This window comes from Pseudomonas sp. PDM28, from assembly GCF_019219115.1.
GTDB classification, from domain to species: domain Bacteria; phylum Pseudomonadota; class Gammaproteobacteria; order Pseudomonadales; family Pseudomonadaceae; genus Aquipseudomonas; species Aquipseudomonas laurylsulfatiphila.
Window position 1 is genome coordinate 1 of record NZ_JAHUWG010000010.1, and the last position, 25415, is coordinate 25415.

General features: G+C 61.4%; 23 protein-coding genes and 1 pseudogene. 17 read left to right on the forward strand and 7 right to left on the reverse strand.

The window, feature by feature from the left end:
* Positions 1-194, forward strand: a pseudogene (locus tag KW841_RS22115) (IS110 family transposase); the annotation flags it as partial.
* Positions 195-1704: 1510 nt separating this feature from the next.
* Entirely contained in the window at positions 1705-3831 is a 2127-nt protein-coding gene (locus tag KW841_RS22120; RefSeq protein WP_218479753.1) for a TonB-dependent receptor domain-containing protein, read from the forward strand.
* A 46-nt stretch (positions 3832-3877) separates the two neighbouring features.
* Here the strand turns inward: KW841_RS22120 and KW841_RS22125 are convergent, their stop codons facing one another.
* Positions 3878-4708, reverse strand: coding sequence for an oxidoreductase (locus KW841_RS22125; RefSeq protein WP_218479754.1), 831 nt, complete (start codon positions 4706-4708; stop codon positions 3878-3880).
* A gap of 130 nt (positions 4709-4838) precedes the next feature.
* Here KW841_RS22125 and KW841_RS22130 point away from each other — a divergent pair, with 130 nt between their 5' ends.
* The 4 genes from KW841_RS22130 (at position 4839) to KW841_RS22145 (ending at position 9711) form a co-directional block, all read left to right on the forward strand.
* Complete coding sequence (locus KW841_RS22130; protein WP_218479755.1) at positions 4839-5750, forward strand: LysR family transcriptional regulator; 912 nt, start codon at positions 4839-4841, stop codon at positions 5748-5750.
* A gap of 38 nt (positions 5751-5788) precedes the next feature.
* Entirely contained in the window at positions 5789-7066 is a 1278-nt protein-coding gene (locus tag KW841_RS22135) for a flavohemoglobin expression-modulating QEGLA motif protein (protein ID WP_218479756.1), read from the forward strand.
* A 168-nt stretch (positions 7067-7234) separates the two neighbouring features.
* The gene (locus KW841_RS22140) at positions 7235-8791 is read left to right on the forward strand and encodes a DUF3300 domain-containing protein (RefSeq protein ID WP_218479757.1); all 1557 of its coding nucleotides are present in this window, start codon (positions 7235-7237) and stop codon (positions 8789-8791) included.
* A 26-nt stretch (positions 8792-8817) separates the two neighbouring features.
* On the forward strand, positions 8818-9711 hold the full coding sequence (locus KW841_RS22145; protein ID WP_218479758.1) for a DUF2950 domain-containing protein: 894 nt from the start codon (positions 8818-8820) through the stop codon (positions 9709-9711).
* 30 nt (positions 9712-9741) lie between these two features.
* Here KW841_RS22145 and KW841_RS22150 read toward each other — a convergent pair whose 3' ends face one another.
* Positions 9742-10245, reverse strand: a complete 504-nt coding sequence (locus tag KW841_RS22150; RefSeq protein WP_218479759.1) for a GNAT family N-acetyltransferase — start codon at positions 10243-10245, stop codon at positions 9742-9744.
* A gap of 144 nt (positions 10246-10389) precedes the next feature.
* Between KW841_RS22150 and KW841_RS22155 the strand changes: the two genes are divergently transcribed.
* The 4 genes from KW841_RS22155 to arsH are packed head-to-tail and all read left to right on the forward strand — an operon-like array spanning position 10390 to position 13252.
* A complete protein-coding gene (locus KW841_RS22155) occupies positions 10390-10737 on the forward strand; it encodes a metalloregulator ArsR/SmtB family transcription factor (protein WP_007978311.1) in 348 nt (115 codons plus the stop codon).
* Positions 10738-10761: 24 nt separating this feature from the next.
* On the forward strand, positions 10762-12045 hold the full coding sequence (locus tag KW841_RS22160) for an arsenic transporter (RefSeq protein WP_007978309.1): 1284 nt from the start codon (positions 10762-10764) through the stop codon (positions 12043-12045).
* A 29-nt stretch (positions 12046-12074) separates the two neighbouring features.
* Positions 12075-12545, forward strand: a complete 471-nt coding sequence (locus KW841_RS22165) for an arsenate reductase ArsC (protein WP_218479760.1) — start codon at positions 12075-12077, stop codon at positions 12543-12545.
* Positions 12546-12556: 11 nt separating this feature from the next.
* Entirely contained in the window at positions 12557-13252 is a 696-nt protein-coding gene (gene arsH, locus KW841_RS22170; protein ID WP_007978305.1) for an arsenical resistance protein ArsH, read from the forward strand.
* 146 nt (positions 13253-13398) lie between these two features.
* Here the strand turns inward: arsH and KW841_RS29770 are convergent, their stop codons facing one another.
* The 4 genes from KW841_RS29770 to KW841_RS22190 form a co-directional block, all read right to left on the reverse strand.
* The gene (locus KW841_RS29770; protein WP_256357920.1) at positions 13399-14241 is read right to left on the reverse strand and encodes a hypothetical protein; all 843 of its coding nucleotides are present in this window, start codon (positions 14239-14241) and stop codon (positions 13399-13401) included.
* Positions 14242-14510: 269 nt separating this feature from the next.
* Complete coding sequence (locus KW841_RS22180; protein WP_033048203.1) at positions 14511-14897, reverse strand: YkvA family protein; 387 nt, start codon at positions 14895-14897, stop codon at positions 14511-14513.
* Between the two features lie 131 nt (positions 14898-15028).
* Complete coding sequence (locus tag KW841_RS22185) at positions 15029-16243, reverse strand: aldose 1-epimerase family protein (protein ID WP_218479761.1); 1215 nt, start codon at positions 16241-16243, stop codon at positions 15029-15031.
* Entirely contained in the window at positions 16240-16557 is a 318-nt protein-coding gene (locus KW841_RS22190; protein WP_218479762.1) for a hypothetical protein, read from the reverse strand. The genes KW841_RS22185 and KW841_RS22190 overlap by 4 nt, the downstream gene beginning before the upstream one ends.
* A gap of 177 nt (positions 16558-16734) precedes the next feature.
* On the opposite strand from KW841_RS22190, the gene KW841_RS22195 reads away from it, so the two are divergent.
* The 5 genes from KW841_RS22195 to KW841_RS22215 all read left to right on the forward strand — a co-directional run bounded on the left by KW841_RS22195 (position 16735) and on the right by KW841_RS22215 (position 21908).
* A complete protein-coding gene (locus KW841_RS22195) occupies positions 16735-17586 on the forward strand; it encodes a sugar phosphate isomerase/epimerase (protein ID WP_218479763.1) in 852 nt (283 codons plus the stop codon).
* 14 nt (positions 17587-17600) lie between these two features.
* Positions 17601-18671 (forward strand): isopenicillin N synthase family oxygenase, encoded by a 1071-nt coding sequence (locus tag KW841_RS22200; protein ID WP_218479764.1) that lies wholly within the window; start codon positions 17601-17603, stop codon positions 18669-18671.
* 45 nt (positions 18672-18716) lie between these two features.
* Positions 18717-19511, forward strand: a complete 795-nt coding sequence (locus tag KW841_RS22205) for an ABC transporter substrate-binding protein (protein ID WP_116582686.1) — start codon at positions 18717-18719, stop codon at positions 19509-19511.
* Positions 19512-19575: 64 nt separating this feature from the next.
* The gene (locus KW841_RS22210; protein ID WP_218479765.1) at positions 19576-21123 is read left to right on the forward strand and encodes an amino acid ABC transporter permease/ATP-binding protein; all 1548 of its coding nucleotides are present in this window, start codon (positions 19576-19578) and stop codon (positions 21121-21123) included.
* Positions 21120-21908 (forward strand): SDR family oxidoreductase, encoded by a 789-nt coding sequence (locus KW841_RS22215; RefSeq protein WP_218479766.1) that lies wholly within the window; start codon positions 21120-21122, stop codon positions 21906-21908. Before KW841_RS22210 ends, KW841_RS22215 begins: the two co-directional genes overlap by 4 nt.
* A gap of 150 nt (positions 21909-22058) precedes the next feature.
* Here KW841_RS22215 and KW841_RS22220 read toward each other — a convergent pair whose 3' ends face one another.
* Positions 22059-23036 (reverse strand): LysR family transcriptional regulator, encoded by a 978-nt coding sequence (locus tag KW841_RS22220; RefSeq protein ID WP_218479767.1) that lies wholly within the window; start codon positions 23034-23036, stop codon positions 22059-22061.
* A 393-nt stretch (positions 23037-23429) separates the two neighbouring features.
* Between KW841_RS22220 and KW841_RS22225 the strand changes: the two genes are divergently transcribed.
* On the forward strand, positions 23430-23759 hold the full coding sequence (locus KW841_RS22225) for a DUF485 domain-containing protein (RefSeq protein WP_007978282.1): 330 nt from the start codon (positions 23430-23432) through the stop codon (positions 23757-23759).
* Positions 23756-25405 carry a cation acetate symporter gene (locus tag KW841_RS22230; RefSeq protein ID WP_218479768.1) on the forward strand — a complete coding sequence of 550 codons (1650 nt, stop codon included), beginning with the start codon at positions 23756-23758 and terminating at the stop codon, positions 25403-25405. Before KW841_RS22225 ends, KW841_RS22230 begins: the two co-directional genes overlap by 4 nt.
* The last annotated feature ends 10 nt before the right edge of the window (positions 25406-25415 follow it).

The window sequence follows — 25415 nt, forward strand, 5'->3', positions numbered from 1 at the left end:
TGCAACAACTACGACCTGATTCCCAGCAACCCGATGACCGCCGCTTGTTGCACTGGATGAGCCGGTTGGGCCGCAAGGAGGCTGCGATCAGGCTAGCCAACCGCAACCTGCGAATCGTCTGGGTGCTGCTACAGAATGACCAGACTTATCGTCGCCACGCTGGTGATGGCCAGCCAGCGACGATGGGCCACTGAGCGACAGAGTTCTGCCACCGAGGTACTAACTGTCTGACCCCCTGCTGAAAAAAATTGACCCCAGGTAAGACCGGCGTGGGTTGATGCCTAAGCTCCTACTGGCCTTCGAGGCCTGACTGTAATCGGCATACCACGAGCTTTTCCAATTTTGGCCAGAAGCCGAAGACGGCTTCCATGAATAGGCCTAATACATAGATGCAACGGGGCAGCGGTTTTTTAAAAGCGGGTAGACAGTGGGGGCGAGTCCATACATAGGAGCTGGCTTGCCAGCGATGGTCGTCAACGATAACGCGTATGAGCTGGATGAACGCGGCGCGCTTGAGTCCATCGCCAGCAGGCTGGCTCCTACAGTTTTTCTGTGTGGACGCGGTCCCCTGTGGGAGCTGGCTTGCCAGCGATGGTCGTTAACGAAAACGCGGGGGAACGGGATAAACGCAGCGCACTTGAGTCCATCGCCAGCAAGATGGCTCCTACAGTTTCAGCGTGGGCACGGTCCCCTGTGGGAGCTGGCTTGCCAGCGATGGTCGTTAACGATAACGCGGGGGAACTGGATAAACGCGGCGCACTTGAATCCATCGCCAGCAGGCTGGCTCCTACAGTTTTCCCGAGGGGGCACGTTCCCTTGTGGGAGCTGGCTTGCCAGCGATGGTCGTTAACGATAACGCTGGTGAGCTGGATAAACGCGGCGCACTTGAGTCCATCGCCAGCAGGCTGGCTCCTACAGTTTCAGCGTGGACACGGTCCTTTGGAGCTGGCCTGCCAGCGATGGTCGTTAACGATGACGCGTGTTAACCGGATAAACGCGGCGCACTTGAATCCATCACCAGCAGGCTGGCTCCTACAGTTTTAGCGTGGGCACGATCCCCTGTGGGAGCTGGCCTGCCAGCGATGGTCGTTAACGATGACGCGGGTGAGCTGGATAAACGCGGCGCACTTGAATCCATCGCCAGCAGGCTGGCTCCTACAGTTTTTCTGTGTGGACGCGGCCCCCTGTGGGAGCTGGCCTGCCAGCGATGGTCGTTAACGAAAACGCGGGGGAACGGGATAAACGCAGCGCACTTGAGTCCATCGCCAGCAAGATGGCTCCTACAGTTTCAGCGTGGGCACGGTCCCCTGTGGGAGCTGGCTTGCCAGCGATGGTCGTTAACGATAACGCGGGGGAACTGGATAAACGCGGCGCACTTGAATCCATCGCCAGCAGGCTGGCTCCTACAGTTTTCCCGAGGGGGCACGTTCCCTTGTGGGAGCTGGCTTGCCAGCGATGGTCGTTAACGATAACGCTGGTGAGCTGGATAAACGCGGCGCACTTGAGTCCATCGCCAGCAGGCTGGCTCCTACACTTCGCCCCCCTTCGGACCCGGTCAGCCTGACCCGGCCCCGGGCATTGCAGTGACGTCAACGCCACTGGAAATATCCGGTGGGCAAAAAACCAAAATGCCATGTGCTCCCTTCGTTCATTCTTGCGTCGCACTGTTCATTGTCCGTCCCCTGTACGTCTGGAGTTTCCCCAATGCCCTCGCCTAATTCCTTGCCCGCCGCGCTGCTGGGCCTGGCCCTTGTTTGTCCGGCGATGACCGAGGCTCAGGGCCTTGAACTGGGGCAAGTGCTGATCGGGGCCGAGGACCAGAGTGACGAAGACCAGGGGATCGAGGACGCCAAGGCCCGGCTGGCCGAGGTACCCGGCGGTACCAATGTGGTCGACATGCGCCGTCCGCTGCAGGGCCGTGTCGCGAGTAACCAGGATGTGCTGGCTTATCAGCCCGGGATCTATGCCCAGTCGGCGGGCAATGAGGGGGTGAAGATCTCGATCCGCGGATCGGGCATCAACCGTGCACCGGGTGCCCACGCCTCGGGGCTGTACACAATGCTCGACGGTCTGCCGCTGACCGGCCCTGGCGGCACGCCTTATGAACTGCTGGAACCGCTGTGGCTCGACCATGTGGAAGTGTTGCGCGGTGCCAACGGTTTCGACCGCGGTGCCCTGGCCCTGAGTGGGGCCATCGATTACGTCAGCCATACCGGCTACAACGCGCCAAAGTTGCAGGTACGCTACGCAACGGGCAGTCACGGTTATCAGCAGCGTCAGGTCAGCTCCGGACAGGTGCTGGGGGACTTCGATTACTACGTGGCCATGACCGACGCAAACGCCGACGGCTATCAGGACCACACGGCCAGCGAGAGCCAGGGCGTGATCGCCAACTTCGGTTATCGCTTCAACCCGAACCTGGAAACGCGCTTCTACCTGCGCCACCGCCAGACCGACAACGACCTCGCGGGACGCGTGACCAAGCACTCCATCGAGCACGATCCACGGGCGGCCAACCCCGCCTACGTGGCGCGGGACGATCGCCGCGACGAGCCGGGCAGCACCTTTATCGGCAACAAGACCACCTGGTACCTCGATGACGATTCAAGCATCCAGACCGGCCTGGTCTACCACGACTACCCCATGGACTTGCGCGAGGGGCCCAACCGACTGAAGGTGGCGTACACCGACGTCAGTGGCACGTTCGACTATCAGCGTCGCGACACCCTCTGGGGCCTGCAAAGCCAGACCACCCTGGGCCTGCGGGTGACCAAACACCTGCCCAACTCAGGCGCCAGCGAGTTCGTGCGCATCCCCACCGGCAACACCGCCGGTTATGCGCCGGGCACGCTGATGCGCAACTTCACCTACCAGGGCTCGGACACGGTCCTGCATGTCGGCAACGACCTGGAGATCGCCGACGACCTGTGGCTGACCACCGGCCTGGCCGCCATCTACACCCGCCGTGAAAGCGACGTCACCTATCCGCAGGAAGGCGGCAAGACCAGCCTGCACGACTGGGACTATGCCCCGCGCGTGGGCTTGCGCTACCAGCTGACACCTGACCTGCAACTGTTCGGCAACCTCAGTCGCTCGGTCGAGGCACCGCACCCCTGGTCGCTGATCTATAGCTCCAACATTCGCTTCCCCGCCGGCAGCGGCCCCGCCACAGGCGCCCAGCGCGATCCGGTCAAGCTGCAAAACCAGACCGCCACCACCCTGGAAATCGGTGGTCGCGGTGACAGCACCCTGGGCCAGTGGAGCCTGGCCTGGTACTACGCCCAGGTGCACCACGAATTGCTCTCGGTGTTGCCGGACGCCAACGCCACCACGCCGTACGAGCTCAACGCCAGCCCCACCGTGCACCAGGGTGTCGAAGCCAGCCTGCTGAGCCCGCTCTGGTCGCCGGGCAATGGCGGCCAGTTGAGCCTGCGCCAGAGCTACACCTTCAGTGACTTCCACTACCGCGACGATGACCGCTTTGGCGACAACCGCCTGCCCGGCCTGCCGATGCACTATTACCAGGGCGAACTGCGCTACGACTGGCCACAAGGCTTTTTCGCCGCGGTCAACACGCAATGGGTGTCCAAGGTGGCGGTCGATTACGCCAACAGCTACTACGCCGATCCCTACGCCATATTCGGCGCGACCCTGGGCTACAACGCACCCAAGGGCGACTGGCAGACCTGGCTGGACCTGCGCAACCTGACCGACAAGCACTATGCCGCCACGGTCACGCCGGGGTACGACGACAAAGGGCTGGACGCGGCACGCTCCACCCCCGGTGAAGGCATGGCGATGTACGTCGGGGTGTCGTGGAGCCTGCTCTGAGGCCGCGTTGGACGGGTATTGAACCGCCACACGGCCCCTGTACGCGTCAGACCTTGAAGTCGGTGGACAGCGCCAACGCTTTCCATTCGCTCAACTGCGCCTCCACAAAGCGGTTTTTTGCCTCGATGCGTGCAACAGTGTCGCTGCCCAGCGCCAGGCGTTGTGGCGGTTTCGGGGCGTTGACCAGCGCGAGCATCGCTTCGGCAAACTTCACAGGATCCCCAGGCTGCGCATGGTTGGCGCCTTCGGCAAACTGGCGCATCTTGCCGACGGTTTCCTCGTAGTCCGGCAGTTCCAGGGCGGTCTTGATCAGCGACTGCTCGTCCAGGAAGTCGGTGCGGAAAAACCCGGGTTCGACAACCGTCGCATGGATGCCCAGCGGCGCCAGCTCCTGATGCAGCGCTTCGGTAATGCCCTCCACCGCAAACTTGGTGGAACCGTAGACGCCACAGCCCATGTAGGCCTGATAGCCGCCGATCGACGAGATATTGATCACATGACCACTACGCTGGCGTCGCATGTGCGGCAGTACCGCGCGGGTGACGTTGAGCACGCCGAACACGTTGGTGGCGAACAGGCGTTGGGTTTCGCTGGCGCTGGTCTCTTCCACCGCGCCCAGCACGCCGAAGCCGGCATTGTTGATCAGCACGTCAATGCGCCCGAAACGCTTGATGCCTTCGGCAACCGCCTGATGTGCCTCTTCCTCGCGGGTGACGTCCAGCCGCACGGCGAGCAGATTAGGGTGATCGCCCAAGCGATCAGTGATGTCTTGTGGTTGACGAGCGGTGGCAATCACAGCGTCGCCGGCACGCAGGGCGTGCTCTGCGATGAGGGTGCCAAAACCACGGGAAGCGCCAGTAATGAACCAGGTACGCATTTCAACTCCTCCTGTCTACGGCCCAAGCGTTGTTGCCGGGCCTTCTCGACGAGTTGATGCCACTTTATGGCTGTGCTACTGATGTGATAATCCCAGCAATTTTGCATGACTTTATGAAAGGTTCTCACAAATGAAATCCCCCTCCACCGCCGACCTGTCGATCTTCCTGTGCATCGCCCGGCACCTGAACTTCAGCCGGGCAGCGGTCGAACTGGGTCTGACGCCCTCGGCACTCAGTCACTCATTGCGAGCGCTGGAGAATCGCCTGGGCGTACGCCTGTTCAATCGCACGACGCGTAGCGTGGCGCTGACTGACGCTGGGGAACGACTTTTCGCACGGCTGAAACCAGCCTTCCGGGACATCGATGATGCCTTGGAAGACCTCAATAGCTTTCGCGACAAGCCCTCAGGGAACCTGCGCATGACCGCAGGGCGACAGGCGTGCGAGTTGGTGCTCTTGCCGATCGCCAGCCAGTTCCTGAAGGCGTATCCGGATATCCGCCTTGAAATCGTCGAAAGCGACGCCTTGGTCGACGTGGTGGCTGGCGGCTTTGATGCGGGGGTACGTTTCGGCAACCGTCTGGAAGCCGACATGGTCTCGCTGCCTATCGGACCGAACATGCGCTCGGTGGTTGTGGGCTCGCCGGCATTCTTCGAGCGACATGCCGCCCCCCGAAATCCCGAGGACTTGCATGGCATCCCGTGCATCCTCCATCGCTTCCCCAGCGGCTCGATGTACCGCTGGGAATTCGAACGCGGCGCGATCACCCAGGAAATCGACGTCAGCGGGCCGCTCACGCTCGGCGATGTCAGCCTGATGATCGGCCCGGCACTGCAGGGTGTGGGCCTGGCCTACGTGTTCGAAGACATGGTCACCGCGTACCTGGCCGATGGTCGCCTGATCCAGGTGCTGGCCGATTGGTGCCCCTTTTACCCGGGCCTGCACCTGTATTACCCCAGTCGCCGCCATCTGCCCGCCGCGCTCAAGGCCTTCATCGACTTTACCCGTACGGCTCGACACGCCACCGTCCGCGACAACTAAGCTTGTGTAACCTCACCTCGTCCCTCAAGGAGCTATCCATGAGTGCCGCTGCCCTGTCCGAACTCGATGCCGCCCTGCCCGGCCTGACCCGCAAGATCCGCGTGCTCGATGCGCTGTCCTGGCCCGATGGCGTCGAGGAGGACTTCCTGGCGAAATGGCGCAGCGGGCGGGCCACGCTGCCCAATGTCAAGTTGCAGCCCCGCGACCACAGCGCCGACATCGCCGCCCTGGAAACCTTTATCAGCCATTGCGATGTGGGGCATCCGGCCGGGAACTTCCTGGCCCTGACCGCCCGTAGCTATGCCACGGCCGGGCATATGCTGGGGGCCATGGGGACTCCCGCCTTTACCCAATACTCGTCAGCGCTGTACCGGCGTCCGGATTTCCATTATCCGCGCCTGCAACTGAGCATGCTCGACGCGGCCCGATTCTTCCTCCAGACCACCGACGCCCTGCTGGGGAATGCACGCATTCCACCCTGCCCCGCCGAGATCCCGGCCAAAGTATTCGCCGCCTGGATTCAACCGGAACTGGACCGTTTCTTCGGCGCCGGCCAGATCACGGTGGTGCTCGATCCGAACCTGGCCGCCAAGGCCATCGCCGGATCGAGCCGCATTCGCCTGCGGGCCAGTGCGCTGTTCACGGAGCTGGACAAGCATCAGCTGTTGCAACACGAGGCCTTCGTGCATGTCGCCACCGCACAGAACGGCGCGCGGCAGCCGAATCTCACAAGCCTGGGCCTGGGCGCACCGCGCACAACCCAGACCCAGGAGGGCATTGCCACCCTGGCCGAACTGTTCACCGGCAGCATGGACATCAACCGCCTGCGTCGCCTGGCCCTGCGCGTGCTGGCGGTCCAGCAGGCGCTGGAGGGCGCCGATTTCATCCAGGTGTTCGAAGGTTTTCTGGCGGCCGGGCAGACGCAAGAGGAATCCTTCCGCTCAACCCAGCGGGTGTTCCGCGGCGCCGATCTGCGGGGCGGTTCTGCCTTTACCAAGGACGCCGCTTACCTGACCGGGCTGCTCGGCGTCCACACCCTGCTGCGCATTGCAATCCGCGATAACCGGCCGGAACTGATCGGGCATTTGTTTGCAGGGCGCCTCAGCCTGGCGGACACGGTACGCCTGGCGCCACTGTTCGAGTCCGGCTGGCTCAAGGGACCGACCTACCTTCCGGCCTGGGCCTCTGATCTGCGTCTGCTGGCGGCCAACCTGGCCTTCTCGGCGTTCATTTCCCGGATCAGGCTGGATGTGCTGGACCTGGACGTCTTCATGGCATTTGCCGAAGAACACGAAAGCGATGCCAGCGCACACTGATCAGAATCAGGACCTGGATCACAGCGTTTCAAAGCCAGCCGGGGTCTTTCAAATGAGCTGCTACCATTAGGAAGCGGTGTCGAGGCGCAGCTCTGTGGCTTGCAGGGTCGGCTTTCACCTGCCAGGGATTGATCCACTCATTTCAAGCCTGACCACATGGGGGGTGCAATGCACATTCCATTACTTTACGCGTTGTCGGCCGTACTGTTGTTGAGCGGATCTTCCAGCCTGGCACTGGGTGCGGATGCGACCGCTGCCGCACCTGCACCGGTTCCGGCACCCGCCGCAGCCCCCGTACCGGCAAGCGCGCCCAACACGACGCCCGTCGCCCCGGTGGCCAAGGATCCGGTGTTCAACCAGGAACAGCTGGATCAGATGCTGGCGCCCATTGCGCTTTACCCCGACCCTCTGTTTGCCCAGGTGCTGATGGCCACCACCTACCCCGGGGAAGTCGGCGAGGCCGTCAGCTGGTCCAAAGCGCACCCGGACGCCAAGGGGGACGACGCGGTCAAACAGGTGGCGAACCAGCCCTGGGACCCGAGCGTGCAGGCACTGGTCGCCTTCCCGCAGGTCCTGGCAACGCTTGGGCAGGATCCCGTGTGGGTGCAACGCCTGGGTGATGCCTTCCTGGCGCAGCCCGACGATGTCATGGAAAGCGCGCAACGTTTGCGTCGCCAGGCACAGGCAGCCGGCAATCTGCAGAGCAACCAGTATCAGAACGTGACGATCCAGAATGTCGCGGCGCCAGCACCTGCAACCACGAATGCGGCACCGGCGCCAGCGCCTGCTGCGGAACCGGCGCCGGCCAGCAGCTCCACCATCATCATCCAGCCTGCCGATCCGCAGGTGGTGTACGTCCCCACGTATAACCCGACGACCACCTACGGCACCTGGCCCTACCCGGCGTCGCCGCCGGCGTACTATCCACCGCCACCGGCCTATTACCCTGGCCAGGCCCTGATGGCCGGACTCGCGTTTGGCGCCGGTGTGGCGATCGTTGGATCGTTATGGGGTGAATGTGACTGGGGCAATAACGACGTCGACATCGACGTCAATCGCTACAACAACATCAATGGCAACAACCGGATCACCAACAACAAATGGCAGCACAACCCGGTGCACCGCAATGGCGTGCCCTATCGAGACAATGCCAGCCGCGCACAGTACGGCCGCCAACTCAACGGTGCCAGTCAGCGTGAAGCCTATCGCGGGGACACTGCCCAGCGCGCCCAGGCCCGTGAAAAGGCCCGCAGTTCAATGGACAAGCACGGTATCGAACGCCCCGCCACCAGCAACCGCGAAGCCCGTGATCAAACGCGCAAGCTCCAGTCCGGGGCCGCGGACGGCAATCGGTTGCAGGCCGGTGCGGACAGGCCCAGGGCGGCTGACAGAGGCCAGGGTACCGCCAGAAATACCCGGGAAAATCAGCAGCCCAGGCCACAGGCCCGCCAGGAACCCAGAAACCAGACCGCCCAGTTGAACCAGCGCAGGGAAGGCGCCGCGCAGACGCGGCAGGCGCCGAACAAACGACCGGCCGCCAGTGCCGGCAGTGCCCGCAACAATGCGTTCGCCGGCGCACGCTCACCGTCCCAGGCCAACGTCCAGGCCAATCGTGGCCGGGCCAGCCAGGCATCCGCCCATCGCCCCAGTGCCGCCCGCTCGGCCGGTCACCAGGTCAGTCGGCCGTCCAATCCACCAGCGCGTCAAAGGGGGGGCCGTCGTTGAATAACCATCCTCGAATGAAAGGACTCATGGGCTTGCTGCCTCCTGTCCTTGCGGTAGCTGCCGGCTTGCTTTGGTCATGCATGGCGACGGCGCAGCAAGCCTTTCCAACACCGGAAAAGGCTGCAGAAGCCTTGGTCCAGGCACTGGGTACGGAACACGCCGACCAGGCACGCCTGACGGAACTGCTCGGTAGTGACTGGCACAACTACATTCCGCGTGAAGGCGTGCAGCGCAAAGACGTCGATGCGTTTTTGCAGCAGTACCGCGAGCAACACCACATTGAAAAAAGCGGTGACGACAAGGGCATCCTGGCGGTCGGCCCCGAGAACTGGACACTGCCGATCCCCTTGGTCAAAGTGGCGAGCGGCTGGCGCTTCGACTTGAAGGCCGGCAGTGCCGAGATCCGCGCACGCGAGATCGGCCGCAATGAACTCGACGCGGTGCAATCGGTGCTGGCCTATCACGACGCCCAGATGGACTATGCGTCAGTCGATAGGGACGGTGATGGCGCACTCGAGTATGCGCAGAAAATCTTCAGCACCCCCGGCAAGCACGACGGACTCTATTGGGCACCAGACGATAGCGGCCAGATCAGCCCGCTGGGGCCTTCGTTCGGCAAAGCCATTGCCGACGAAGAATGGCATGGCTACCGCTTCCGCATCCTTCATGGCCAGGGGCCTTCGGCACCGGGTGGCGCCTACAGTTACCTCATCGGCGACAAGATGAGCCGCGGCTTTGCCCTGATCGCCTGGCCGGCGAAATACAACGACACCGGGGTGATGAGCTTCATGATCAGCCACGAAGGCCAGGTGTTCGAAAAGGACCTGGGGCCCGAAGGTGAAAAACTGGCGCTGGCGATGAAGCGCTTTGACCCCGATGACAGCTGGCAGGAGGTGGCGGCAGATCAGGATCAGGAGTAGCCCGCAGCAACCTGCTACGGGCTTGCAGAACTATTGAAACGACAGGACGAATCGCTCTTCGCTGCCCGTGCTGTCGACACGGCAAGGTTGCTCAAGCTTGAATCCGCACCGGTCGAGTACCTTTCTGGAGCCCAGGTTTTCCTTGTAGGCATAGGCCACCAGTTGCGCAAGTCCCCAGCGCACCCGTGCCTGCTGGATCAGATGCCTCAGCGCCCGTGTTGCCAACCCCTGCCCGCACACGCGCTGATCAATCCGATAGCCCACTTCGGCAGACCCCATCGCCAGGTCGATGCTTTTCAGATTGGCTCGACCAACGATTGTCTGGCTTGAGTCCTCGATGACAAACGGGTGCCAGGCGCCGCTGGCCAAACCCGACAGATAGCTATCGATATGATCGGCGACACCGCGCAACGAATAAAACCCAGGGTCGCGCGCATCGATATGCGATTCGAACCATTCACGGTTGCGGATTTCGAACGCCAGCAAAGCCTCAGCGTCAGTGGTTTTCAGCTCGCGAACGCTAAACGATTCCATGCACTGCATCTCCTTTGCCTTGTGTCGAAACAGCGCAAGTCTATCGCATACCTGAACATCCCCGCCCTTCTTGAGCCTTGGCGACTTGCACTCAACATATGGATAAACGTATATTCGAATAACCATATGTACAGAGCCACGCCAATGCTCAACCCTGCCGTCGTATTCAAATGCCTGTCCGACGAAACCCGCGCCCGGGCCACTTTGCTCATCGCCCGTGAAGGCGAGTTATGCGTGTGTGAGCTGGTCTGTGCCCTGGACGATAGCCAGCCGAAAATTTCCCGCCATCTTGCCCAGCTTCGCGGATGCGGCCTGCTTCTGGACCGCCGCCAGGGGCAATGGGTGTATTACCGGCTCAACCCTGATCTGCCCGTGTGGGTTCGTGATGTTCTGCAGACCACGCTGGCAGCAAACGCCGACTGGCTCAAGGACAACAGCACCCGCCTGAACGCCATGGGCGACCGCCCTCTCAACACTGCCGCCTGCTGCTGACCCTTCAACCCGTCGAGAATCCACATGCTGACTGCGTTTTCCATTTTCCTGCTCACCATGGTGTTGGTCATCTGGCAACCCAAGGGTCTGGGCGTCGGTTGGAGCGCCTCCCTGGGCGCCGTTCTGGCCCTGCTGGCAGGCGTCGTGACGCTGCACGATATTCCGCTGGTGTGGGCCATTGTCTGGAACGCCACCGCGACGTTCATCTCGCTGATCATCATCAGCCTGTTGCTCGATGAGGCCGGGTTCTTCCAGTGGGCCGCCTTGCATGTGGCGCGCTGGGCCAAGGGTGACGGGCGACGCCTGTTCGTCTTCACGATACTGCTGGGGGCCGGCGTCTCCGCGTTGTTTGCCAATGACGGCGCCGCCCTGATCCTGACCCCCATCGTTGTTTCAATCCTGCTCGCACTGCGTTTTTCGCCAGCGTCCACCCTGGCGTTCGTCATGGCGGCCGGCTTTATCGCCGACACGGCGAGCCTGCCCCTGGTGGTGTCCAACCTCGTCAACATCGTTTCGGCGGACTACTTCGACCTGGGGTTCGCCGAATACGCGGCCATCATGGTGCCGGTCAATCTGGTTGCCGTGGCGACCACCCTTGTGGTGCTGTACCGGTTTTTCCGCCGTGACATTCCCCGGCACTACGCGCTCGATGACGTGATGGATCCGCGACGCGCCGTGCGTGATCCCCTGACCTTCCGCGTCGGCTGGATCGTTCTGGCCCTGTTGTTGGTCGGGCTGTTTGCCCTGGAGCCCTTGGGCATTCCGGTCAGCGCCATCGCAGCCGTCTGTGCCGCGCTGCTGTTCGCCGTGGCGGCGCGCGGGCATGTGATTTCCACCCGCCGGGTGCTGCGTGAAGCGCCCTGGCAGGTCGTGATCTTTTCCCTGGGCATGTACCTGGTGGTGTACGGGCTGAAGAACGCCGGACTGACCACCTACATGACCATGGCCCTGAACCGCATGGCCGAGTTCGGCATCTGGGGCGCCGCGCTGGGCACCGGCCTGCTCACGGCCTTGCTGTCATCGGGCATGAACAACATGCCCACGGTGCTGGTGGGCGCACTGTCGATTCAGGCCAGTGACGCCACAGGCGTAGTGCGTGAAGCCATGATCTACGCCAACGTCATCGGCTCTGACCTGGGCCCCAAGATCACCCCCATCGGCAGCCTGGCCACCCTGCTCTGGCTGCATGTTCTGGAGCGCAAGGGCATTCGCATTACCTGGGGTTACTACTTCAAGGTCGGCGTGGTCCTGACCCTGCCGATCCTGCTCATCACCTTGTCTGCCCTGGCCTTGCGCCTGAGCGTCTAGCCCCTGTGCGCCTGCAAAGAGGAGTCACCATGCGCGTTCTGTTTATGTGTACCGCCAACAGCTGTCGCAGCATCCTGTCCGAAGCCATGTTCAACCATCTCGCGCCAGAAGGCTTTGAGGCGATCAGTGCCGGCAGTTTTCCCAAGGGACAGGTGCTGCCCCGCAGCCTGAGCACCTTGCAAGAGGCCGGCATTGCCATCGACGGCTTGAGCAGCAAAGGCAACAAGGCTTTCGAAGCCAACCCGCCGGACATCGTCATCACGGTCTGCGACAAGGCTGCCGGCGAGGCGTGCCCGGTGTACTTCGGACCAGCACTGAAAGCCCATTGGGGCCTGGAAGACCCCTCGGACATAACGGGCGATGAAGCACGGATAGCGGCGGCGTTCCACTCAACCCTGGCGCGCATCGAAACGCGCTGCCGGGCATTCCTCGAACTGCCTTTTGCGCAACTTGACCGCGATGCATTGAAGCGCGAACTCGAACGCATCGGCACGCTTTGACCGGAGCCCTTATGACCCATTCCTTGCCCAATCTCGACACGGCACTGACCCAATCCATCGCCCATGGACGCAACGACCAGCACAAGCCGCGCATCCTGTTGTTATACGGCTCGACTCGTGCGCGGTCGTTCAGTCGCCTGCTGGTCGAGGAAGCAGCCCGGTTGCTCGAACACTTCGGCGCCGAGACGCGGATCTTCAATCCATCCGGCCTGCCGCTGCCGGACGACGCGCCCTCCGATCACCCGAAAGTCCAGGAACTGCTCGAACTGATGCAGTGGTCTGAAGGACAGGTCTGGTGCTCGCCAGAGCGCCACGGCTCGATGTCTGCAGTGTTCAAGGCGCAAATCGACTGGGTGCCGTTGGCGTTGGGGGCCATTCGCCCAACCCAGGGTAAAACCCTCGCAGTCATGCAAGTCTGCGGCGGCTCCCAGTCCTTCAATGTGGTGAATCAGCTTCGTGTGCTGGGACGCTGGATGCGCATGTTCACCATCCCCAATCAATCTTCGGTGCCAAAGGCTTTTCTGGAGTTTGACGACGCCAATCGCATGAAACCCTCATCGTTGTACGACAGGGTCGTAGACGTCATGGAGGAACTGGTGAAATTCACCCTGCTGCTACGGGATCGCCCCGACCTGGTTGACCGCTACTCGGAACGCAAAGAGTCCGCGCAGGAACTGACTCAGCGCGTGAATCAGCGCTCGATCTGACTGTAGAAATGCTTGGCTCAATAGCCGAAAAAAAGTCGCAAACCCCATGACGTTTCAGGGCTTGCGACTCTTTGCCGATACGCCCCTCAAGCTCCCGGGACGTTTACTACGGTATGCCTGCCGTGTTCATTGCCGAACGTGCAGGCTCAGTTATCTACCTCAACCGCGTCGAAATCCGCTTCGTCCGGGGCATCCGCCACATCCTCTCTGGCGTCCTTCGCCTCAACTTTGGCGGCCTCCCGGGCTGCCTTCGCCTCGGCTTTGGCGGCGTCCCGAGCGGCATCCGCCGTAGCCCGGGCAGCATCCCTGGCGGCATCTGCTTCGGCCTTGGCAGCATCCCTCGCGGCATCCGCAGCGGCACGGGCAGCGTCTCTGGCAGCATCTGCGTCATCGTCCGCTACACCCGCCGCTTTTGCGGCATCCCGGGCGGCATCTGCTTCAGCCCTGGCGGCGTCCCGGGCGGCATCTGCAGTTGCTTTTGCCGCATCACGAGCGGCATCAGCAGTCGCTCTGGCCGCGTCCCGGGCGGCATTGGCATCAGCCTTGGCAGCGTCCCTGGCTGCATCGGCGGCATCGTTGTCAGCATCATGATCGGCGTCGTCCGCGTCGTTGTCATGGGCATTGCCCGGACCTTTGTTCCCGGCTACACCACCATGGTCAGCGTCGCCGCGTCCCGGGCCTCCATGACCGTCACCGTCATGGCCTGCGGCGCCATGATCGCCACCCTCTCCTCCATGGCCGCCGGCACCGTGACCGCCGTCACCACCACCGTGGCCACCGCCGCCGTCACCGCCACCGTGACCACCTCCGCCGTTTCCGCCACCGCCATTACCGCCACCGTGACCACCACCGCCTCCACCGCCTCCACCGCTGCCGCCATCCTTGGCATACACGCTGGAGAAACTACCGATGTAATCGGGCACCAGGACAGTCGATGCCGACAGGACGCCACCGATGGCCAGAGCCAATAAACATTTCTTGAGCAGCATGATGCACCTCCGCATGGAGTTGCGAACTCATCTCCGTATCGAACGCAATGTCCAGTGAGTTCCCGGCTGCCCATTGGAGCAGCCGGCCAACCGGCACGGCCATCAATCTGCAACATTGACGAGCAACTGCGGTATACGCACGATCCCTCAGAGCCAGTTGGCATCGTTGCGTGGGAAGCATTCCCACATATTTTTTTGGATAAGTGCCTTCAGCCCGAGTTCAAAAAAAAGAATCAGCACTGACGCATGGGTTGAGCAACAACTTCAGCTCACAGCAAGCAAGCTGCCAAGCTGCCCGCAGCAACGAGCCAGACCAATACAACGATCACCGCAGCAATTCTGTTCGCTGGCCGCTTCTTGTGGTTCTTCTCCCACTCACTGGCTTTGAACCGACACTCCTCGAGCACCTGTGCAGGCATCAAGCGAATAGCGAGCAGAATGCCAAGCGGCAAAATAATCACATCGTCCAGATATCCAAGCACAGGAATGAAATCGGGAATGAGGTCGATTGGACTCAGTGCATACGCCACGACAAAAACCGAAATCCATTTGGGTAACCAGGGTGTTTGCGGATGCTGGTAGCAAAACCAGAGAACCATCGTTTGTCGTTTCAGGTTTCTGGCCCAGCCCCGTAAACGATCAAGCAGGTGTTTCATATCGGCATCGTCTGTACTTGAAGGCGCGTACCTGCGAGCGTAGCGCCTTGGGTGATTGACAGCTATGAGTCGAGAGCTGGCAAACAGCAACAGGCTGGTGCGTTCAGCGAGTCGCAATGCTCTAGCCGGTGTCACCCCTTGGTCAGATCAACCAACGGCGTCTGCCGCACCTCAGTCTCCCGCCCGCCCTGAATCTCGCTCACCTGCTTCAAGGCCCTGTCCACAGCCACCTTATCCGCCAACAAGCTATAGCTGATGCGGAACTGCTTGTGTTCCTTCGGCCCAATTGTCGGTACCAGGTTCAGTGGCCGTTGATAACGGCGGTTGTAGGAAAAACTTGTCCCCGGCTCCAGCCCCGTGACATAGCCCTGGCCTTGGGTGTCGGTGTTTTTCCATAGGGAAAACACAGGCAGTGTCTGAGTGTTGAAGCCGACCGAAACGCCCAAGCTGCCGGCCTTGTTATGCAACACGGTCAACGTATCGCCCCTGGCATCGGCATACGGAACCACGTTGTAAACCGTTTCGTCGTAGTCCTTGGTCGGTGCGCGATAGGTTTGCCAGTCGGGCAGATCGCCCTTGGCCTTGTCGTTGAACGGCGACACCTGTTTCACCGGCGCAGCGAAACGAGCACCCTGCTCCAGGAACGGAGTGCTGAAGTTACTGTGATACAGCGCCTGGTATTCCTTCGGATAGTCGCCGTTGTTGGTCAGGGTGTCGTTGAGCGCGAACACTACGCTGCCAGGTTCGGTGACCAGTTCGGTCGCGACGGAGAAGTCGACCTTCTTGAACGCCTGCTCTTTCAGTTCGCCGCGCAGGGTGATGGCGTACGGTGGTTTTTCATCGATGTGCAGGGTGACTTTGTTCGCAGGAATGTTGGCGGCCCGACCGTGCAGGGTCAGCAGTTCGCCATTGTCGACGCCCGGGTGGCCGACCCATTCGTACCCGCAGCGAGTGACCAGTTCATTGAAACCTTCCAACCAGCCCAGACCACCGCGGCCATTGAGTTCGATGAAGGACGGATTGACCACTTCCTTGACCGGCGAATCCCAGCCCATGCGCACATTGCCGACCGAGGCCTGCAAGACGTTCATTCCGCGAGTCGGCACTACCGAGAGTTTCATCGTGCCGTTATCGAGGTCGACGATGCTGACGCCCTCCTGCCGACCGCCGTGCAAGGTGCGCAGGGTAACGCTGAAGGGTTTGTCGGTTGTTATGCCCAGTTGCTGGCTGGTGATCTGCCAGTTCTGGGCAGCTTTGTCGGTGTCGAGCAGAACGTAATCCCAGGCCATGGCGTGGGAGGCAGCGGACAGTGCGCTGAGGGCAACAAAGAGTTTGAGCGGGGTCATGGCAGCAGCCTTTCTTGGAGTTGTGCCATTTTTATAGACTTGATGAAACGTTTCAGCAAGCTTAAAAGCGAATCAACGGCGGCAAATGCCAGAAAAGATCCGGGACAAATCGGAAAATCGAGTCGATGCCATCGCGCAGCCCGATGTCGCTTGGCAGTCTTCAAAATGATGTCGTAGTAAAGGCACCCCGCGCCAACACCCAACGCAGACACGTATCCACCCACAAATTTCCTCCTCGCCAGCGGGATAAATAGCCAGCTATTGGTTAACGAAAGTCTGAAGTATTCATTTGAACTTTCGGATTCTTTCGCCACTCGGCCTGTGCCTAACATCGGCTCCACAGCGAACCAGCCTCGGCATCGCTCAGTGGGACCGAGTTACGCAGGGATCCAGATCCAAAGGCCTCTGCCACCACCGACCACTGACCGCTTCGCCGCCTGGTGCCGTCGAAGTGCTTTTGCAGCAGGCCCTGGGATTTTTGAGGATCACCGATGAAGCTGGAAATTTTCCGTACGCTGTGGGGTTACACCGCCAGCAAGGCTCAGGCGCTCGAGGAGTTGCTGCAAGCGGGCTTTGATGGCATGGAAGCGCGCCTGCCACTGGACGCCCGCGAACGGGCTGAGTTTGGCGCCTTTCTCCAGGCCAACCGCCTGGGCTATATCAGCACCGTCTTCAGCGCCTACGACGTGCTGCCGGATCAGTCGGCAACGCCTGCCGTCCACATCAATGACCTCGACCAGAAGCTCGCCTGGGCTGCTGAACTCTCCCCGCGCTTCGTCAACGTGCTGGCGGGCAACGACCGCTGGTCCTTGGCACAACAGGTGGAGTTTTTTGGCCAGGCGCTGGAGCTGGCGCGCAAGCACGGTCAGGTCTGCAGTTTCGAAACCCATCGCTCGCGTTCGCTGTTCAACCCCTGGGTGACCCTGGAGTTGATCCGGCAACTGCCCGATCTGCTGTTCACCAGTGACATCAGCCATTGGGTCGTGACCTGCGAGCGCCTGTTGAATGATCCGGCCGACGACCTGAGCGCGTTCATCGAGCGGGTTCACCATATCCAGGCCCGGGTCGGTTATGACCAGGGACCACAGGTTCCGCACCCGGCGGCGCCCGAATATGCAAAAGAACTGGCCTTCCATCAGCAGCACTGGGAAAGCATCTGGCGCTCGCAGCAGGCCCGCGGTTACCAGGTCAGCACCCTGACCCCGGAATTCGGTGCCGACGGCTACCTGCATCACTTGCCCTTCACCAATGTCCCGGTCGCCGACCTGTGGTCGTTGAACGTGTGGATGGGCCAGACCGAGCGCAAACACTTCGAGCGTTTCCACCACTCAAGCCATCCTTAGGGAGCCGATGCGTCATGCCTGACAATAAAAACAACAGCGCCAGCACTGACACACTCAAAGCCAACTTCAACAGCATCCCGGTGATCAACATCGCCGGTCTGTTCAGCTTTGAACTGGAACACCGCCTGGCCGTGGCCGAACAATTGGGGCGTGCCGCCAGCGAAGTCGGGTTTCTCTATATCACCAATCACGGTATCGACCCGCAACTGATCGCCAACCTGCGCAAGGCGGCCAAGGACTTTTTCGACCAGCCCCTCGACACCAAGATGCGCCACTACATCGGCACCTCGCAAACCCACAAGGGCTTTGTGCCCGAAGGCGAAGAGGTCTATTCCAAGGGCAAGCCGGACCACAAGGAAGCCTTCGACGTCGGCTTCGAAGTCCCGGCCGATGACCCCCTGGTGCTGGCCAACACCCCCTTGCTGGGGCCCAACGACTGGCCGCAGCTGGCAGGTTTCAAGGCCTCGGTGCAGGCCTACTATGAAGCGATCTTCGCCTTGGGCCGGCGCCTGTTCAGCGGCTTCGCCCTGACCCTGGGCCTGGAAGAAAACTACTTCGACAGCCTGGTCACCCGTCCGCCGTCCAAGCTGCGCCTGATCCACTACCCGTTCGACGGTGCCGCCCATGACGCTCCGGGTCTTGGCGCCCATACTGATTACGAGTGCTTCACCATCCTCCTGGCCGACAAACCCGGTCTTGAGGTGATGAACAATCTTGGCCAATGGATCGATGCACCACCGATTGCCGATGCCTTCGTGGTCAACATCGGCGACATGCTGGAGGTGATGACGGCAGGCGCATTCGTTGCCACTGCGCACCGGGTGCGCAGTGTGAAGGAGGAGCGTTATTCCTTCCCGCTGTTTTATGCCTGTGACTACCACACCCAGATCAAACCGCTGCCCGGGTTCGCCCAGGCCGGCAACGACTACGAAGAGATCACGATCGGCGAACACATGTATGGCCAGGCGCTGCAGACCTATCAGTATCTGCGCCAGAGGGTGGCCAACGGGGACGTTCAACTGCCAGGCAAGGCACGCAAGCCCGCCAGTTTCGGACATTTGAAAAATCAGGCGCAACCGTCCTGATTGAAGTTTTCAGCTAACCCCCTACCTATGCCGGAGTCAGTAAAAATGAAAAACAATAAAAAGAACCTCTTGTGCCTGGCTGTATTGGCAGCCGGCATGTTCGGAGCCTCGGTGAGCATGGCCGCGTCAGATACGTTCAAGGTCGGCATGGAGATCACCTACCCTCCTTTCGAGTCCTATGACAAGGACAAGAATGTGGTGGGTTCGGACCCCGAGCTGGCAACGGCACTGGCCAAGCACATGAACGCCAAAGTGGAGTTCGTCGACACCAAGTTCCCGAGCCTGATCCTGGGCCTGAACTCCGGCAAGTACGACGCGATCATTTCCGGCATGTACATCACCCCGGAGCGCCAGACCCAGGCCCAGACCATCGCGTACGCCAACACCGGCGCCGCGGTCATGGTGCCCCAGGGCAGCGAGATCAATGCGAAAAAACCTGAAGACCTGTGCGGCCTGAAGCTGGGCCTGGAACAGGGCACGACCTGGGTCAAGGAATTCAGGAAGCTGTCCGACGAATACTGCGTGCCGAACAACAAGGGCGCCATCACCGTCAGCGAATACCCCTCGGCGCCCGAAGTGACTCAGGCCCTGTTGTCCAAGAACATTCAGGCCCAGGTTGAAATCGCCGGTGCCGCCAAGATGATCGCGGAAAAGACCAATGGCCGGGTCGTGATCACCACCGAGCATCCGATCTATCAGCAAACCCTGGGCATCTTCGTCAAGAAAGGTAACGACGAAACCTACCAGGCCGTGCAAAAGGCCTTCGAGGAAACGAAAAAGAGCGGAGAATACGCAGCAATCCTCAAGAAATATGGCCTGGAAGAACCGACCGCCAACTAAGAACCTGTCCTTGTAGTCTGGTTATCTGCGGCCCCTGCATGGGGGCGGCAGATCGAGGTGTCCCATGCAATTCGATTGGTCGTATTTCTTCTCCCTGTTCTCCCTGCCGGACTTCTGGAATGCCTGCGTCACGGTCATCCAGCTCAGTGCCCTGGCCTGGTTCATCGGCATGCTGCTGGGTTTTGTCCTGGCCACCGCCAAGCTGTCCCAATCGCCCTTGCTGCGCATTCCCGCAGCGGTCTACATCTGGTTTTTCCGCAGCATCCCGTTGCTGGTGCTGGTGGTGTTCGTCTACAACCTGCCGCAGTTGTTTCCCGGTAGCGGACCGATTCTGTCCAACCCCTTCTACGCAGGGTTGCTGGCCCTGGTGGTCACGGAAGCGGCGTACATGGCGGAGATCCATCGTGGCGGCCTGATTTCCGTGGCCAAGGGCCAGAAGGAAGCCGGGCGCGCACTGGGTGTCGGCGTGCTCGGCATGCAACGCCTGATCGTGATACCCCAGGCGTTCCGTATTTCGCTGCCCACCCTGATCAATGAATACATCACCGTGGTCAAGCTGACTTCGCTGGTCTCGGTCATCTCCCTGACCGAAATCCTCACGGTCGGCCAACGCCTCTATGCCACCAACTTCCTGGTCATGGAAACCCTGGCGGCGGTGGGCGTGTACTACGTGTTGATCGTCACCGTATTCGGCTATTTCCTGCAACGCCTGGAGCGTTACCTGGACCTGAACTACCGCAAGCCGCACACACTCGACGCGGCCACTATTGCCAGGTTCAAGGCCAGCGCCGAAGCCTTGCCCGACATTGCGCGCAAAGCCGCAGGCAACAACACAACGCCGATCCTGCAACTGAACAACATCCAGAAGAGCTATGGCACCCACAAGGTGTTGCTGGGTATCGACCTGAATGTCGATTACGGCCAGGTGGTCTCGATCATCGGGCCATCCGGCTCCGGCAAGACGTCGCTGATCCGCACGGTCAACGGCCTGGAAAGCATCGATACCGGCGACATCAAGTTGTTCGGCGAAACGTTCATCGAAGCCTCGGACAAACCCAACGGCTCGCGCCTGCGCAAAGGCGTGCGGCACATCGGCATGGTGTTCCAGAACTTCAACCTGTTCCCGCACCGCACCATTCTCGACAACATCACCCTGGCACCGCGGTACCACGGCCAGCCGGGCGAGCTGAGCGAGCATCGTGCCTATGCGCTGCTGGACAAGGTCGGCCTGCTGGCCCATGCCCACAAGTACCCGCACCAGCTCTCCGGCGGCCAGCAGCAGCGCGTGGCGATCGCCCGGGCCCTGGCCATGGAGCCGCAGATCATGCTGTTCGACGAGCCGACCTCGGCCCTCGACCCGGAGCTGGTCAACGACGTGCTCAACGTGATCCGCGACCTGGCCAGGGAAGGCATGACCATGCTGATCGTGACCCACGAAATGGACTTTGCCATGTCGATCTCCGATCGGGTGATTTTCATGGAGAACGGCAATATTCAACTCGATGCCGCCCCTGAAACCATTCGCTGCGAAGCTGAAGGCGAGAGGGTACGGCGCTTCATGGGCATCGGTGCCCGATCGGCCAACCTGTCTGCAGCGGTGGATCACGCATGAATCTTGGAATTGCAGGACGTTGGGCGCTGGTGTGCGCCGCCAGCAAAGGCCTGGGTAAGGCCTGCGCACAGGCACTCGTCACCGAAGGCGTGAACGTGGTGATCACCGCACGGGGTGAAGACACGCTGAATGAAACAGCCCGTCAGCTCAGGGCGATAAATCCTGAAGTGACGGTCATCGTCGTGGCTGGAGACATTTCCACGCCCGAGGGTCGGGCAGCAGCGCTCAAGGCCCATGAGCATTTCGATATCCTGATCAACAACGCCGGCGGCCCTCCTCCCGGGGATTTCCGCGAATGGAATCGCGACGCCTGGCTCAAGGCGCTGGATGCCAACATGCTGACCCCTATCGAGCTGATCAAGGCCACCGTAGACGGCATGGCGGCACGCGGATTTGGCCGGATCATCAACATCACCTCGAGCGCCGTGAAGTCCCCGATCGAAAGCCTGGGTCTATCCAACGGCGCGCGCAGTGGCCTGACGGGGTTCATTGCGGGGCTGGCCCGGCAAGAAAACATTGCCAGCCGCAATGTGACGATCAACAACCTGCAACCGGGCTCGTTCGACACCGATCGACTGCGCGACAACCTGGTCGCCGCTGCCCACGAAATGGGGCAAGACAGTGAGGCATTCCTTGACGAATGCCGTCGCGAAATTCCTGCCAGACGCTTCGGCTCACCCGAGGAGTTCGGTGCGCTGTGTGCCTTCGTCTGCAGCAGCCATGCGGGTTACCTGACCGGGCAAAACCTGTTGATTGACGGCGGGGCCGTTCGCTCCAGCCAGTGATGACGACAGGCACCCCCATGCCATTGGTCAGCGCCATTCTCCTGTAGGAGCTGTCGAGTGCAACGAGGCTGCGATCTTTTGATTTTTTAAAAGCAAGATCAAAAGTTCGCAGCCTGCGGCAGTTCCTGCAAGGCTCCCCCTCCCATTCCCTCAGGGCGACGGCAAGTAGTGCATCGTATGGGACTCCCCCATCAACAACGGACGATTCAATTCCGCACAAGCACGCAAATAGTCGGCTACCAGGGTGACCCGCTTGAGCTTGCGCAGGTCCTCGCTGTAATACATCCAGAACTGTCGCGTGACCTCCACCTCACCCGGCAGCACTTCGCACAGGCGGGGATCGGGGCCGGCGAGGAAGCAAGGCAGGATGGCCAGCGCCCGCCCTTCCAGGGCTGCATGGTAATGGGCCACCACGCTGGTGCTGCGCAGGCGGCAGTTGGCCCCAGGCATCAGGTCGTTCAGGTAGAGCAGCTTGAAGCTGAAGGCCAGGTCTTCGACGTAGGTCACGAACGGGTGGCTGGACAGGTCTTCGCGACAGCCGATCGACGGATGATTGGCCAGGTACTCCGGCGTCGCATACAGGCGCAGGCGGTAGTCGCACAGTCGCGAGCACACGTATGGACCGCGTTCGGGCCGCTCCAGGGTGATGGCGATATCCGCCTCGCGCCGTGACAGGTTGATGAAGTGCGGGACCGGCAAAATGTCCGCCGAGATATTCGGGTAGTGCTCGAGGAAGTGGCTCATCTGCGCCGTGATGAAACAGGTTCCGAAGGCTTCCGTGCAACCAATGCGCAGATGCCCGGAGAGCCCCCCTGTGGTGCCGAAAACCTGCTCGCAAGCCACCAGCAGCGTACTTTCCAGGCTTTCGGCGTGTCCGACCAGACGCTGCCCTTCCACGGTCAGGACGAAGCCTGAGGTGCGCGATTTCTCGAACAGCAAAGCACCCAGGCATTGCTCCAGCGCACGGATGCGCCGCGACACCGTGGTGTAGTCCACTCCCAGGTGTCGGGCCGCTCCGCTGGCGGTGCGCGCACGGGCAACTTCGAGAAAAAAGCGTAGGTCGTCCCAGTTCAGTGGGGGCTGCGTTGTGCGTTTTTGCATATCCATCGGGCTTTTCTGCCAATACATATGGGAAATATGCCCTTATATACTCGCATCTCACCCAACTTGGCCAGCGTCGTTTTCCGGCCAGGAAAGTCCCCTCCCCAATAATAAATAACGAGGGCTGACAGCATGAGCGCATGGCTAAACACCGGCCTGCACGCCGGACACAAACAACTGCGCAACAGCGCAATCGCGACCACGGTTCTCGCCCGCCATTGGCCCGATCCTCTGCTCGCTTCACAGCCGATCAGGCCCGCCCTCCTGCACCGCCCACTCGCCTTCGAAAGATCATCCGGGCGGCAATAACCCCAGCACATCCGCATTCAGGTGGCGCCCCGCATCGGGTCGCTGCCCGGGTACCCGTACGCCCCTCAAAAGGCCGAACGACAAAAACAACTAGAAAAACGGAGCCTCACCATGACGACTGACCATCCGAACCACGCCCAGACCTGTGTACGGGTCAGGGCCAACCCCAAGTTCCAGCGCCTCGCGCGTCAGCGCGCACTGCTGGCCTGGACACTGAGCGGCGCGGTCCTGGCGATTTATTACAGCTTCATCATGGTGGTGGCTTTCGCTCCCGCCTGGCTGCACCTGCCGCTGTATGACGGCAGCCACCTCAGCCTCGGCATGCCAATTGGCGTGACGATCATCCTGTTGTCCTGGCTACTCACCGCCTGGTACGTGCACAGCGCCAACACCCGCTTCGACGTGCTCAGCTCGCAGATCCTCCAGGAGTCCCGCGCATGAAACGCCTGTCCGCCCTTCTCGCTCTTTGCCCACTGCTGGCCAATGCCGACGCCATCACCGCAGAGAAGCAACCGCTCAACCTGCACGCCATCGGCATGTTTTTCGTCTTCGTCCTCGCCACGTTGCTGATCACTTGGTGGGCGGCCCGCCGCACCCGCTCCGCCGCCGATTTCTACAGCGCCGGTGGCGGTATCACCGGCTTTCAGAATGGCCTGGCAATCGCCGGTGACTACATGTCGGCGGCCACTTTGCTGGGCCTGTCGAGCCTGGTCTTCGCCAAGGGTTACGACGGCTTCGTCTACATCATCGGCTTCTTCGTCGGCTGGCCGATCGTCACCTTCCTGATGGCCGAGCGCTTGCGCAATCTGGGCCGCTACACCTTCGCCGACATTGTCTCCTACCGCCTCGATCAAACCCGCGTACGCAGCTTTGCCGCCCTCGGATCGCTGACCGTAGTGTGCTGCTATCTGGTGGTGCAAATGGTCGGTGCCGGCCAGCTGATAAAGCTGCTGTTCGGTCTCGACTACCGCACGGCGGTGGTGGTGGTCGGACTGTTGATGCTGGTCTATGTGATCTTCGGCGGCATGCTCGCCACCACATGGGTACAGATCACCAAGGCGGTCCTGCTGCTGGCGGGCGGCACCACCCTGGTGCTGATGGCCCTGAGTCGCTTCGACTTCAGTTTCGAGACGCTGGCGGCCCAGGCGGTGGCCGTGCATGCCAGCGGCGTGCAGATCATGGGCCCGGGCACCTTGCTGGCCGACCCGATCAACGCGGTGTCCCTATCCCTCGGCCTGGTCTTCGGCATTGCCGGCCTGCCGCACATCCTGATGCGTTTCTTCACGGTGCCCAACGCCAAGGAGGCGCGTAAATCGGTGCTGTTCGCCACGGTGTTCATCGGTTTCTTCTTCCTGGTGGTCTGCGTCCTGGGCTATACCGCCATCGTCATCGTCGGCACGGATCCGCAGTACTACGTCGACGGCAAGCTCGGCGGGGCCATGATCGGCGGCGGCAACATGGTGGCCATGCACCTGGCGAAGGCGGTGGGCGGCAACCTGTTTCTCGGCTTCCTCTCTGCCGTGGCGTTCGCCACCATTCTCGCGGTGGTAGCTGGCCTGGCCCTGGCCGGTGCCTCGGCCATCTCCCATGACCTTTACGCGTCGGTATTGAAGAAGGGCTGCGCCGACGAGAAACAGGAAATGCGCGTGTCACGCATCGCCACCGTCTGCCTGGGCATCGTAGCGATTTCCCTTGGCATTCTGTTCGAGGGCCAGAACATCGCCTTCCTGGTCGGCCTGACGTTCGGCATCGCCGCCTCGGCGAATTTCCCGGTACTGATCATGTCCATGTACTGGGGCGGCCTGACCACCCGCGGCGCCCTCTATGGCGGCCTGACCGGCCTGGTCAGCGCCCTGGCCCTGGTGATCGGCTCGCCGTCGGTATGGGTCGGTGTACTGGGTCATGCCCAGGCGCTGTTCCCTTACGACCAGCCGGCGCTGTTCTCCATGCCACTGGCCTTCGTGGTCATAGTGGTCGCTTCCAGGCTTGACCGCAGCGAGCGCGCCAACCGCGAGCGCGCCGCCTATGCCGACCAGTTCGTCCGTGCCCAGACCGGCCTTGGAGCTTCCATGGCCAGCAGTCACTGACGCTGATTTT